The organism is Paenibacillus sp. SAFN-054 (assembly GCF_051966755.1).
Lineage (GTDB): Bacteria > Bacillota > Bacilli > Paenibacillales > Paenibacillaceae > Paenibacillus_AQ.
Window position 1 is genome coordinate 174099 of the sequence record NZ_JBQCKS010000004.1, and the last position, 12772, is coordinate 186870.

Annotated in this window: 14 protein-coding genes; 2 read left to right on the forward strand and 12 right to left on the reverse strand. The window is 53.5% G+C overall.

Going from position 1 to position 12772, the window contains the following annotated elements:
* Positions 1–20: 20 nt before the first annotated feature.
* Genes ACTHPM_RS19525 through ACTHPM_RS19545 form a run of 5 tightly spaced genes read right to left on the reverse strand, consistent with a single transcriptional unit; the run spans position 21 to position 3244 of the window.
* Entirely contained in the window at positions 21–413 is a 393-nt protein-coding gene (locus ACTHPM_RS19525) for a DUF350 domain-containing protein (protein WP_440397106.1), read from the reverse strand.
* Positions 410–1078 carry a signal peptide protein gene (locus tag ACTHPM_RS19530; protein ID WP_440397105.1) on the reverse strand — a complete coding sequence of 223 codons (669 nt, stop codon included), beginning with the start codon at positions 1076–1078 and terminating at the stop codon, positions 410–412. The genes ACTHPM_RS19525 and ACTHPM_RS19530 overlap by 4 nt, the downstream gene beginning before the upstream one ends.
* Positions 1079–2275 (reverse strand): glutathionylspermidine synthase family protein, encoded by a 1197-nt coding sequence (locus tag ACTHPM_RS19535; protein WP_440397104.1) that lies wholly within the window; start codon positions 2273–2275, stop codon positions 1079–1081.
* Positions 2272–2997 carry a hypothetical protein gene (locus tag ACTHPM_RS19540; RefSeq protein WP_440397103.1) on the reverse strand — a complete coding sequence of 242 codons (726 nt, stop codon included), beginning with the start codon at positions 2995–2997 and terminating at the stop codon, positions 2272–2274. The genes ACTHPM_RS19535 and ACTHPM_RS19540 overlap by 4 nt, the downstream gene beginning before the upstream one ends.
* Before the next feature lie 31 nt (positions 2998–3028).
* Positions 3029–3244 carry a hypothetical protein gene (locus ACTHPM_RS19545; RefSeq protein WP_440397102.1) on the reverse strand — a complete coding sequence of 72 codons (216 nt, stop codon included), beginning with the start codon at positions 3242–3244 and terminating at the stop codon, positions 3029–3031.
* Between the two features lie 315 nt (positions 3245–3559).
* On the opposite strand from ACTHPM_RS19545, the gene ACTHPM_RS19550 reads away from it, so the two are divergent.
* Positions 3560–4879 carry an outer membrane protein assembly factor BamB family protein gene (locus ACTHPM_RS19550; RefSeq protein WP_440397101.1) on the forward strand — a complete coding sequence of 440 codons (1320 nt, stop codon included), beginning with the start codon at positions 3560–3562 and terminating at the stop codon, positions 4877–4879.
* Positions 4880–5093: 214 nt separating this feature from the next.
* Here the strand turns inward: ACTHPM_RS19550 and ACTHPM_RS19555 are convergent, their stop codons facing one another.
* Positions 5094–5588 (reverse strand): DUF6022 family protein, encoded by a 495-nt coding sequence (locus tag ACTHPM_RS19555; protein ID WP_440397100.1) that lies wholly within the window; start codon positions 5586–5588, stop codon positions 5094–5096.
* A 147-nt stretch (positions 5589–5735) separates the two neighbouring features.
* On the opposite strand from ACTHPM_RS19555, the gene ACTHPM_RS19560 reads away from it, so the two are divergent.
* On the forward strand, positions 5736–6440 hold the full coding sequence (locus ACTHPM_RS19560; protein ID WP_440397099.1) for a MerR family DNA-binding transcriptional regulator: 705 nt from the start codon (positions 5736–5738) through the stop codon (positions 6438–6440).
* Between the two features lie 240 nt (positions 6441–6680).
* Here the strand turns inward: ACTHPM_RS19560 and ACTHPM_RS19565 are convergent, their stop codons facing one another.
* The 6 genes from ACTHPM_RS19565 to ACTHPM_RS19590 form a co-directional block, all read right to left on the reverse strand.
* On the reverse strand, positions 6681–7430 hold the full coding sequence (locus ACTHPM_RS19565; RefSeq protein ID WP_440397098.1) for a MerR family transcriptional regulator: 750 nt from the start codon (positions 7428–7430) through the stop codon (positions 6681–6683).
* A gap of 264 nt (positions 7431–7694) precedes the next feature.
* Positions 7695–8438: an ABC transporter permease gene (locus ACTHPM_RS19570; protein ID WP_440397097.1), complete on the reverse strand. Its 744-nt coding sequence runs from the start codon at positions 8436–8438 to the stop codon at positions 7695–7697.
* A gap of 1 nt (position 8439) precedes the next feature.
* On the reverse strand, positions 8440–9159 hold the full coding sequence (locus ACTHPM_RS19575; RefSeq protein WP_440397096.1) for an ABC transporter permease: 720 nt from the start codon (positions 9157–9159) through the stop codon (positions 8440–8442).
* On the reverse strand, positions 9159–10073 hold the full coding sequence (locus tag ACTHPM_RS19580; protein WP_440397095.1) for an ABC transporter ATP-binding protein: 915 nt from the start codon (positions 10071–10073) through the stop codon (positions 9159–9161). The genes ACTHPM_RS19575 and ACTHPM_RS19580 overlap by 1 nt, the downstream gene beginning before the upstream one ends.
* A gap of 275 nt (positions 10074–10348) precedes the next feature.
* Entirely contained in the window at positions 10349–11797 is a 1449-nt protein-coding gene (locus ACTHPM_RS19585) for a histidine kinase dimerization/phospho-acceptor domain-containing protein (RefSeq protein ID WP_440397094.1), read from the reverse strand.
* Positions 11794–12462 carry a response regulator transcription factor gene (locus tag ACTHPM_RS19590; RefSeq protein WP_440397298.1) on the reverse strand — a complete coding sequence of 223 codons (669 nt, stop codon included), beginning with the start codon at positions 12460–12462 and terminating at the stop codon, positions 11794–11796. Before ACTHPM_RS19590 ends, ACTHPM_RS19585 begins: the two co-directional genes overlap by 4 nt.
* Between the last annotated feature and the right edge of the window lie 310 nt (positions 12463–12772).

A 12772-nucleotide genomic window follows, 5' to 3' on the forward strand; every position in this document is an offset into this window, starting at 1 on the left:
CCCCTTTCTGAAGCGGCTGACTAAATAATAAGGCTGCTGACGGCAAAAGCCGTCCCAATGAATACCATGCACAGCAGGGTGGCTACCGCCACGTTGCCTTTTTGCAGCATGTCGGCAATATTGAAGCCCGGCGTAACCAGCTCGAAAATCCAGTAGGCCGCCACGAGGCAGACATACCCGACCGCAAACCACATCGCCAAAAACCAAATGGACGTATTCGTGTACGCCGCAACGCCGAGAACGATCGCCGTAGCCAGGAATTTTCCTCCCAGCGCCAGACCAACCGCCACGTTCCCTTTTTTCAATTCCTCCATGTCCTTAAACGGCGTCATCCAGCTGAAAATCAACATTCCCAGCAGCTGTAGCACGATAATGACAAGCACACTTACGACCAGATTAACGACGACGGTCAACTCGCCCACCCCCTGAATTTTGCGTAAGCCGAATCATAGTCGGCAAAATCATGTATCTCTTCGAGCTTGACGGAAACCTTCTTCAGCTTCTCGAGGCTCTTGTAGCGATCATCGTCGATCGGCTGCTTGATCCGGTTGCCCGAGGGCAGCTCCAGCACCGCGAAGTTCCGCGTTTTATCCTTGTACTTCGTTTTGTAGACACCGACCAGGTCGATTTCCGTCGTGACGGGCACCTTGAGGTTAGCCATGTCCTTCTTGGCCTCATCCTGCGTCTTGAAGGTCTTGATCGTAGACCAGGCTGACAGCTGGACGTTATTACGCTGAGTCGCATCCGTGGTCATTTCGGCGTCCATGTACTGCAGAGTCCAGATTTTGTCCCCTGTCGCGTAATTCCCGTCGTTGGGCATCAGTTCGTTGTCGGGCAGAACCGTCATGTCGCTGCCGATCAAATCTCCCACGCTGCTCTCCACGATCCGGTAATCCCACGGAACGCGGGATACATTGTCCAGCGCTGCCTCCTCCGAGGAGGAATTCGTATGAAAGACGGTGCTCTCATTGTCCGAGCAGGCATTCAGCAGCAGCACCGCCAGCATGGAAAGCGCCAGCATGGAGGCAAGCTTGATCCCCCGCGCAGACCGGCGTTTGCTATCCCTGTTTCTTCTCATCTATTTCACTCCTATCGCGATAAAATGGCTCGTATTCCCGGTAATCAGCCCGCCGGCTCTGCCCAGCAGACCGCATGGCTGTCCGTTGATCATGAACATTCCGGTTAACAAGCGCCGGCTGCCGGCAACCGTCTCAATTTCGGGCAAATTGGCCCGCAGCTGATAGACGGAAGGGAATAATTCGCTGGTGTCAAAGCCGTCCTCGTCCTTGATTTCCAGCTCCCCGCTGCTGTCGAACATCTGAACGGAGCCGCCTTCGCGCCCGAACATCGATTTCGAGACATAGCTTCCTGAAAAGACCGGCTTGTTATATGTCGGCAAAATATATTTTTCGATCGTTTCGCGTTCACTTTCGTCATACAAAAGCCCGAGCTCGTAAAGGCCCCAAGCCGCGGCGATCAGCCCCTTGGACTGCAGCAGGATGCTGTGCGGCCCATTAAACAGCGTCAATTTGCCGGTCTCAACCGCATATGCGAGCGCATCGCCGCCGTCATCCACGGCCATCCATTCCTTCGGATACAGGGCGAACATGCGCTTGATCTCGCGCCCGCTCCCATCCTTTACGACGCCGTGATCGATGGTGAGCTCCAGGCAGTCCACGCAGGCGATGTCGAGGCCGCTGTGCCGCACGAGCGCCTCAATCGTGCCCGAATCCTCCAAATGCTGACCATATGCGATGCAGGCAGCCGTATCCGGCTGCTCCACGCCCCAAGCTTTCGCGAGAAGGCCTGCCATCTGCGCATTCGGCGAATCCACCCCAGCCTCTTGGCACATCCAGGGTGTAACAACGGAGGCTTCCACGTAGCCTGTCGGCGTATCCGCGTTTAATTCGTACAGCTTGATGCTTCCGTCATGCGCAACAGCATAATCGAACCGCGCATAGCGGCTGATCAGGCCCTCCTCGGGCAGCGGGCAGATATCCAGCATATCCCATAAAATATCCGGGATACCGATCAGTTCATAGAGATGCCGGTTGCCGTGAACATAGCGAACCGTCCGGTCCAGAATCCTCCACAGCTTGGCGGAAGCCTGTTCCAGTTCGTCATAGGTTTCTTGGTTCATGGTGACCAGTTGGTCAAGCCAATACTCCTCTTCCTCGAGATCCGCCCACGCGAAGCCCAGCTCCCGAAGCTCCTCTACGCGTTCCCTGCGATCTGCTCCTCCTGGCTCCAGCACGGTAAATACGCTGCCGGTCATCCGCCAAACCCGCTGCTGCGCGAGCTCGATCGCGATCCCGAGAAAATGCCGGATTTCGAGCTCGAGCTTCCCGACGAGCTGTAGCCGCTCGATTTGCCGCCGATTCCGCCCGATCCCGAAGAAGTGCCGCGCCGGGTAATCGACCCGGTGGATCTGGAGGTTTTGGGGGTTACCGTAGAGCCGACAACCGATTTGTTCTGGAATGCGCCGCTCGAATAGGTACGCGGCTTATACGTCTGTGACGTGCCGGTGTAATACGTACGCCGGTTATCGTAATAGGTGCTCGGCCGGTAGCTCGAACCGCTGTTGAACAGAAAATGGTACAGCAGCAGATCATCCCAGCCAAATCCGGAATGGCTTGTGCCATAGTTGTTGATGACCGTTGTTCCGCCGCCTCCGCCGCTTCCACCGCTGCTGCCGCCGGAGCCTTCTCCCTGTTCCTTGTCTTCCTGATTGAGATCGTCCGGAAGCGGAATGTTCCAGTCAACATTCTCGTCGAAATAGGCTTTCACTTCCTCTGTGGACCAAGAGACCAGCTTCGGCTTATCCGACGTTCCGGTCGTTGCGTCAGCAGCCGTGGCCCCGGACAGCAGGAAAGCGTTCGCGAGAAGCGCCACGCCCAGCGACGTGGACAATACCTTCACAGGCTTGCCGTCCGGCGCGAACAGCTTGGATGCCGGTTTTTCCTGTTCCTTTTCCCGGGGCTGTTGTTCGTTCGTCATGTTTCGTTCCTCCCTTCCCTGTAATCTGCCGCTATTCATTCCGGATCCGGACAAGCAGCAGCTCGAGCTTGCCTTCATCCACGTTCAGCCTGCCTTCAATCGCTTCATATTCCTGCCCGCCGACGACGAGGTAATTGACATGCTCCAGCGCAGCCACCATATTCATGCTCCAGCTTCGCTCCTCGATCAGCCTCAGCTCGCCACTCGGCGTTTTTTCCGTCAAAATCACGCTCATATCATTCCCCATAATGCCACCCTTTCTTTGGTTCCATTTCATGCATATGTCATTTGATACGTAAAAAATCATCGGTACGTTGCATCAATTTAAAACGCTTTTTTATCCATACCCGATTCACAGATTATGGAAGCATGCATCTATCAGGATAAAACCTCTCAACCAGAAACGCAATCCTATATTGTCAGATTTCTGTATAATTCGAGCCGATTCACCATCCTCCCATTATATTGATTTTTTGGTGCCAGGCGGAAACCTTATTTTGGAATATGACGTCTAAATAGATATGAACGCTCACAAACAACTGCAGAAACGAGGTAGATGATGATGAAACGATCCAAACCGATCCGCGCCGCTGCCTTATCGGCCCTTGCGGCCGCCCTTCTATGGACCGGAGCCCCTCTCCCCGTTATCCATGCCGACTCTCCCGCCGTTTCCTATACCCATTGGGCCGCAGAGCGGATCAAAGCTCCTATGGTGAAGCCGCAATGGACAGCCGCTGTTGATCCCGGTTCAAGCTCAGCCGTCACCGAAGGTGGTTTGGTGCTGTCTTTATCGGGCAAGAAGCTGATTGCTCTGAATCCAGCCAACGGTAAAAAGGTATTTACCTACGGTAGCAAGCTGAAGCCCTACGTGAAGGCGGCAAACGGCCGGGCCTTCGGCATCGGAGAAGACGGGCATGTCTATGCCGTCGACGCCAAAAAAGGAACCGCGCTTTGGCATACGGCCGCCGGCGTAACCGATGCGGATGCGCCCGTCGTGTTCGCCGGAGATACCGTCTACATAACGAAGAAGAACGCCGTCATCGCGTTGGACGCGGCCACGGGCAAGCAGCGCTGGAAGGCGGTCGAGGAACAGGCGGAATACGGCGGCTTCGTGGCCATGGAGAAGGAAGGCATCGTCTTCGTATCCTACGTCCTGTCCGGGGCTCTATCCTTCTCCCAGGTTAACGCGATCGATAAAGGTACGGGCAAAACACTCTGGAAAGCCGACCATCATGAAACACCGATCGCCGTCAAAGACGGACTCGTGTATACCAAGGCGGAGCCTGCTCCGTTCGGCGAAGAGACCGATACCGTGGACCAGACCCTTTCCGTCCTGAATGCCAAGACGGGCAAGAAGACCGGCGAGCGGGTGTACTCCTGGCCGAAGGCAGACAAGAATCCCTCCTCTTCCGTTCTAAGCGGCTCCATGCTGCTGGACGGCAATGATCTGTACCTGGTAACGGAGACCTCCGTGTCCAAATACGATTTCAGCCATTACGAGCCAGGCGGCAAGCCGGTCAAGAAATGGATGAAGCCTGCAAGCAACATCTCCCTGATCGGGTCAGCGCATGCAGGCAGAATATATTTCATGGACTATGATACCTATGAAGTGATTGGCATGAAGCTCGCGGACGGTCAGAAGGTAGGCTGGAGAGCCGACAATCCAGCCATCCAGACCGATATCTACGGAAATGGCGTGTACATCGGCCAAAGCGACGGCGTCTTCCATGGTTATAACCTGCAGACGACGGCTGCAGCGTTTACGGTGCAAACCGGCGCCCGGGATTACGGCCCGACGCTGCGCTCCGGCCAAACGCTCCTCATACAGGCGAAGGATAGCGGCAAGCTGATCGCCGTTGCGGTGCCGAAGGCGCTGCAGTAGCCAGGCTTATACGGAAGGAAGAGGCGTGAAAGTGCCTCTTCCTTTTTTCATGCGGCACCTCTTCCTACTCCTTTCAGGGTATGCTTTGCTTGTATATTTCTCCTTACTTGGATGATTCGCAGTACAGATGGAGGTATGGCTGTATCACAAATCCATGGAATTACGTATGTACTTAGAGCCACTCAGCATGTTCGCTGAATGGCTGTTAGATGAATTAGGCGTTTTCTTTCAGGCGTAGAATTTCCTTCGTGATTTCCTTCTTTTCAATCCCTTTAAAAACAGTGAGCTTCGGAGGGGCAGGGATATCAAATTGAACATGGGAATGGGATAATTCGAAAATAAAAGTACCCACTTTTTGTTGATGACCGTTTTCTATGACAATCCAAAAGACCCGTCTTTCATGATCAGGTGATCCCCACTTTTCCTTTTCAATTGAATTTCTGAAGTTTAACCATTCAGCAATGATAAAGTCGTCTTCTCTTGCCTTTTCCGCTGACCGGAACCCTTCTCTCTCAAGCTCCTTCCAAGCAGGAGGCAAGAGTTTGTCCAAGTACATGCCGTAGGTGGCATCTTCATATTCCGGAAATAAGGTTTTCAGCTCCTCCAGATTTTCGGATAGAACCTCTTTCCAGCGATTCTCAATATAGCCGGATACGGCTTGCCCTAATTCATCAATGGTCATTTCGGAGCGAATGTTTAATTCCTGCATCGATGATCCCTCCACAATTCATATTATCTTACTCCTTCATCTTAAAACATTGAAGCCAATTCTAAGGTTATTAGGATAGAGGGGTTGATTTGATTCATATCCATGTGTTAAACGTTATATGGAATTCAATGTCCAAGGAGATCACTCATGAAAAATAATCTACGGCCGATAGATATTGCCCGAAGGTTAAACGTAAGCACAAGTACTCTAAGAGGTTACGAAAGCAGAGGAATCGTTCCTGTTCCAGAGAGGCTGGCCACAGGGTATCGGGTTTATACGGAGGAACACCTCGCATATTTCGAATGTATCGTCGCGATGTCGCCGGGATTCGGAATGGATGTCACAGCTGCTGTTCTGCAAAATCTCCAGCAAAAAAAGCTTAACGCTGCTCTGTGGTTGATCAATGAAGTGCAGGCAGCCAATTACGAAGACAAAAAGTTAACCATCGAGGTCATCAAGCATCTGGAACACGCCATGGATTCACCAAATTCACAGCATAGCCCTATGACGATTGGTGAAGTATCCAGCCAAGCCAACATCCCCACCTCTACGCTGCGGTACTGGGAAAAGAACGGGTATCTCACTTCTTCGAGAAATGAACACAATAACTATCGCTTCTTTCATTCGGATCAGTATATCAAGGTCTTGTTGATGAAACTGATTCAAAACGCTGTCTACTCCGATGAAGTTGTGGAATTAAAAAACAGGATTCGGAGTTTAGCGGAGGGCGACATCGAAGAAGCAAGAGTAATAGTAGCGAGATGTCAGCAATATTTGGACCAACGCAATCAGCAACAGCTGCATGGACTGCACTTCTTATACCGCTTATGCTCCATATTAGGCCTTAATTAACTTGATGAAAGCTTTCGGGCAATGGGGTTAATGTTTTATCTGATGAAAATTTAACCGGGTCTTTTTATATATGCGCTAAATAAAGGGCGGTGCAAATACTCAGAGTTAAGAGGCTCTACATAGGGCATTATTTTTCGGATAGGGAGTATCGGATTGCAGACGTAAAAAAGGCAGAAGAATAAACCTTGCGTTTATTCTCTGCCCTTCAATACAAAGCTGGGGAGTCCCGACCTTGCTCGGTTACGCTTCGGCCTGCGCATACGCCGCTGCGGCTGCGTTAAGATAATAGGCAAGACCGGTCTGCTGCGATTCCAGCATTTTCAGATGAAAGTCATCCTGCATGAAAAATGCCGTCTGTGCGGCGAAATCCGCAGGCGATACCTGGTGTCCATGACCATTCATGAAAGCCAGGTGTTCGCGAATCAGCTTCTGTACACGGGAATCATGGTGCATAACCCCGCCTTGCAGGGAAGAGGTCATTTCCTTCATAAAAGCCGCTGCCTCCGCTGCCTGCTCATTCAGATGCGGCACATCGATCCGTTCCGCCTCAAGCTCTACGCCGTACTGTTCCTTCAGGTACTCGCCTTGCTCCCGCAAGGCCTCCCGCCATTCCTCCTCGCTTCCAAAGCCCTTGAACAGCTCCTCCTGCTCCAGAGGACTGCCGCTCTCGATGCCGGCTCTCGTCTTCTTCAGCGTGTCCACGATCCGCTCCAGCCTCTGACGGCGCTGCTCGAGAAGCGACTCCTGCTCCGCCAGCATGGCCGCCCGGTCCGGCTTCTGTTCCAGCAGTTCTGCGATCTGTTCGAGCGAAAAGTCCAGCTCGCGGTAAAAGAGGATCGCCTGCAGCCGTTCCAGCTCCTTCGGCCCGTAGAGGCGGTAGCCCGCCTCGCTGATTTCCGCCGGCTCAAGCAGACCGATCTTGTGATAATGATGAAGCGTTTTGATCGTCACCTTCGAAAGCTCCGATACTTCTTTCACTGTGAATAGCATCTATTGCCTCACTCCCTTCAGAATGAAGTCTAAAGCCTGACCCAAGAGGAGGGTCAAGAGAATTGATTCGAATTCCGAACGAATATTAACTGCCAAATCAAACGGTTTTACCGTATCAGCCTCATGGATGAATATGACATATCCTCACACAGAACGCCTGTTCCACGCACGAAAAGAGCGCCCTCGTACCCGAAGACGCCCTTGTCAAGGTTTACCCGCCGCTTTCCGGCTTCAAACCCTTTTCATGAAATTTTCCCGTAAATTCTATACTTCTTTCATTTTAAAATAGATCCATCCAAAGGCAAAGAAGACGACGAAGCTGCCAAGCACGGTAATCATCAAGCTTTCGAACGGCAGATTCAAGGCTCCGAAGCCTCCCCCTTCCATCTGATTACCGGGCAGGGACGCGAGGAGCGGCTGGGCCCATGGATAAAATGGACCATACGTAGCTGAGTTGGCCACCAGAAGATTCGGAATCGTGAACGTCACGTTCAGTGCCAGCGGAGCGGCAAAGCTGCTCCACATCATGGATACGGCCAGCTGCAGTGCGGCCAGCGGCAGGCAGGCGACCCAGCCCCCGAGCAGGCTCCGCAGCATGATATCCCATTCGACCGGCGCATGAATCCCTTGGATGAAGCCGACCACAAACACGGACCCTGCGAACAGCAGCTGCGTGATCAACAGCATGACGACGACGACCGTATATTTCGCGAAATAGACGCCCGTACGCGTAACGGGCAGGACGAGCAGCTGCTTCCAGCCGCCGCCGTTATGCTCGTAACGGCAGATGAAGGCCGCGAAAATACCCGACATGATCGGCATGAACAGCATCGCATGCATCATGCTCATGACGAGCAGCAGCTGAACCCATGGCATGGCCGTCTGGTCGACATCCGACAGCAGTCCCGTCAGGATGGCGACGAGAGGGCTGACCAGCACGAGAAGGACGATGAAGGATCGCGACATTTTCAGGCGCTCGGAAGATAATACTTTGAAGTAGCCTCCCATATTAGTCCACATCCTTTCTGACAAAATGCCCCGTCCCGAACAGATAGATCAGGATAAACAAAATAATCCCCGATGCGACCGGCATTGCAGGCTTAGCATCATAATAGGCAAGCATGGGCCAAGCTAATGGCAGGAATTCCGGGTAATTCCCCGCAAACATGGTCGCAATCGCAGCCGTAATGCCGATCATGATCGGCAGAGCCTGATTCTTGAACGTCAAGGACAGGTACAGCTGCAGCGCCAGCATCGGCAGTGCACCGAGAAACGGCAGAAACGACAGCTTCAGCAGCTTCAGATAAGGAATATCCCCCGCGCTAAAGCCGAGAATCAGTCCTAGGCCGATCGTGCCCGCAAACAGCAGCACGCAGGCCACCGTCAAAGCTATCACCCCAACGAGGTACTTGGAGGTAAATACCGCGGCTCTCGAAATCGGAAGCGCCAGCAGCTGCTTCCATGAGTTGTTCAGATGCTCCACGTTCGCGATCTGGGATGCGATGAGCGTCGCGCCGAGAACAAGGGCAATGGGGACAAAGTCAAAAATTTGACTGGCCAGACCTCCCCACACATCCTCCTTATATTGGTGCCCTACAAGATAGTCGTATCGAAGCCCGAAATTCAGCGCCTGCAGCGCGATGAGTCCGAGCGAGCCCAGTAGAACCAGAAACCACACGCCTTTTCTGCGTATCTTGAGCAGGTCTGCCGACAGTACCCTGAGGATCATCACTGGAATCCCCCCTGCTCGATTACCTGCATGAAGATATCCTCCAGCGTCCGGCGCTTCTCTTCCACCCGGTAAATCGCATGGTTGTGATCCACCAGGCGTTTGACGAGCAGGGCCACCTCGGGATCGCTGAGCTGTTCCAGCTTCAGTCCACCGTTCTCCAGCTGCCCTGCATACCCTTGTCCCCGCACCAGCTGCAGCGCCTCCTGCGGCTCGGAGACCACCAGGCGGAAGCCTCCCGACGCCTGCTGCTGCAGATTGCTGATCGTATCCTGGAACACCATTTCGCCTTCGCGGATAATGCCGACGGTTCCGGCCATCTGTTCCACCTCGGACAGCAGGTGGCTGGAGACCAGCACGGTAATGCCGTGCTGCTTCGGCATGCTGCGGATAAGCTCACGGATTTCGTGGATGCCCTCCGGATCGAGTCCGTTCGTCGGCTCGTCCAGGATCAGCAGCTCGGGATTGCCGAGAAGAGCCGTCGCGATGCCGAGACGCTGCTTCATTCCGAGGGAGTATCCCTTCACCGGACGCTTCGCTTCCTTCGTTAACGAAACGATGTCCAGCACCTCATCAATGCGCGACTTGGGCACGTCCAGAATGCGGCGGACCGCCTCCAGATTTTGCACCGCCGTCAAGTGGCCGTAGTTGGAAGGATACTCCACCAGCGAACCGACCTTGCGGAGAATATTCATTTTTTCTTTCTTTAAATCTTTGCCGAAAATCCGGATCGATCCCATCGTTGGACGAATCAGACCCAGCAGCATACGGATCGTTGTCGTTTTGCCCGCGCCGTTCGGCCCGAGAAAACCGTAAATTTCCCCTCTGGAAATTTCCAAATTCAAATGACGGACGGCATAACGCCCGCCGTATTTCTTATTCAAGTCTTTCGTCTGAATGACGAGTTCACTCACGATTGATCACCTCGGAACATATGTTACAGCTCCAAGGTTAAAAGACAGGCAGGCCCAAGTTTAAAATTCGTTTAAAGAGGTTGTTCAAATAGCCCGCTTTTGATCACGATGTGTATCGAGAAGTTGATTCGGCATCGAATCTTAAATTCAGCCGGGCCCTCCGGTGCTCACGTACCCCAAGTACGCTCCGCTCCTCAGTCCCTATCTTCATTTAATCTTCTCGGTGCTGAAAACCGGCCTTTTTGAACTCGTACTTAAAGTAGGGTTGCCTATGGTTAATCTTTATTCGCAAGCTTCAGTCCCGGTTCGCTGCCGGCTGCCTGGTATATGAGAATGTCCGTGCCTTGGCTCGAACTGGCCACATCCATGACCAGCCCCATTTCCCTCGCCAGAAAACCGACGATCGCAAGTCCGATCCCGGCCCCCTTGTCTCCCGAGGAAGCCTCCATCCCTTGGCCTTTGTCCGAAACGAGGATGGCCGTTTGTCCGCCAGGCAGCGCCCGGGCATGCAGCCCGATATATTGCCCGCTGCGGGCATGCCTGACGGCGTTCTGGAACAGGTTATCCAGAATCCGGCGGAACCACTGCGGATCGATGATCCAGAACAGGGGCTCCTCCGGAAGATCGATATCGGCTTCAAAGCCTTCCTTTTCCCAAAGCGGGTACCACGCCGCCGCGCTCTCCCTGACAATGCGGAGCACGTCGCACCGTTCAGGCTCAAGAGTGTATTTGCCGCTGGTCAGCAGATTGTAAGACAGCAGATTGTCGATGAGGCCGGACAAATCCCCGAGCTTGGTTTCCGTCAGCTTCAGCAGCTGCCGTCCCTTGTCCGACAGCTGCTCCTTCTGGAGCGAATACACGTGACTGCGAATCACGGTGAGCGGCGTTCTCAGGTCATGCGACAGGTTGGCGATAAGCCGCTTGCGCAGCTCCTCCTCCTCGCGCTCACGTCTTTGGCTGCTGCCGAGCCGGGCGACCATGCCGTTAAAAGCATGCTCCAGTTGGCCGATTTCGTCCGTCCTCTTGATCAGGATCGGATCGGGCAGACCGCTGCCGTCCTGCAACGTCATTGCCGATTGGAGGCGAAGCAGCCGCCTGCGCATGTTCACGAAGAACATCCAGGAGACCGCGATGAACAGCAGGAACATGAGCAAAATAATGCCGAAGAAAATCATCGAGGTCCGGGCGGACATTTCATAGCCGCCTGTCCTGAGCTCGGATCTCGACACCTGCATCACCATGAAGCCCTGATTCAGCTTTGGATTGTCGCCGATAAACGCGATGACGGAAAACTGCTGCGTCGCTTCCCTGTAGCGTTTCATGTAGGCGACGGCATCCGCGGCTTCCCAGGTTTGGGGAAGCTCAAGCCTGCTCGTCCCGGGCTGCCGTACCCGCGAATTCGCATCTACCCAGAACATGTCCACTTTCGAATAGGACGCATGCAGCTCGCTGATTCTGGCATCGATCTGTTCCGGTGTTTTCCCTTTCAGCCCTTTGGCTTCCCTATGCCACATATCTTCCAAATGCATGCTTGTATAAGGATCGTTCTTCGCTTCAGGCTCCGGCATCATATTGCCGATGATCACGCTCTGCACGAATTGATAGCCGACAAGCGAGGCGGGGAACACGACCGGAATGAACAACAGTGCGAAAACGATGATGAGCAAGTATCTGGAGAGCAGCGAGCCCCGGAAACGGGATGTAGGCAGCTTCCCCTTCCTCATGCCCTCACCCGGTAACCGACGCCGCGCACCGTCTCGATAATTTCCGGATTGGCCGGATCACGCTCCACCTTTTCCCGCAAATAACGGATATGAACCATCAGCGTCTTATCCCCGTCCAGATAAGGTTCTCCCCAGACCCCTTCATAAATTTGCTCCTTCGTCAAAATCTGGCCGAGATGGCGGAGCAGGTAAGTGAAGATTTGAAACTGCTTCCCCGTCAGCAAAATCTCTTCTCCCGTATCGTTATTCACGATCCGATTCTCGCGTTCGTACACGAGCAGATGCTTCAGTACGAGCGGCTCGGAGGAAAAAGAGCCGGACCGGCGCAGCAGCACCTCAATTCTGGCGGCGAGCTCATCCGGATGGAACGGCTTGGTCAAGTAATCGTCGGCGAACTGCAGCCCTTCCAGCTTGTCGTCGATGGAGGTCCTTGCGGACAGCATCAGAATCGGCAGGTCCGGATAGGCCTTCTTGAGCCGCTGACCCACCGTGAATCCGTCCAGACCCGGCAGCATGACATCCAGGATGACAAGACGGCAGCCGGATGCCTGTTCCACGGCGTGTTCTCCGCTCTGCAGCCAGTTCACCTCATATCCCCGAACGATCAAATCTTCTTTGACCCATGTCCCGATCTCCACGTCATCTTCGATATATAACAAATGAATTCCCAATATCTTCTCGTCCTTTCAGAACCGCTGCTTTTCATATTGTGCGCCAAAATGAATCATGGTATATTTTAGATATCAGGCATTTGCGCCAAGCGCGCCATGCCGACACTACCAATTTAAAGGCTATGCTACCTGAAAATCAAGGTACAACCTCGAAGACTCGAACGGAGTCCAAGGGTTGTACCTTTTTTGGCGTATAAGAACATACAAGCGTCATAAATCGCTTTTTTTTGGCGAAAGACGGATCGCGCTTCGTGTGTTGCGGGAAACCTTATGCCTATACGTTCCAATCAAAATGGTTCTTCAG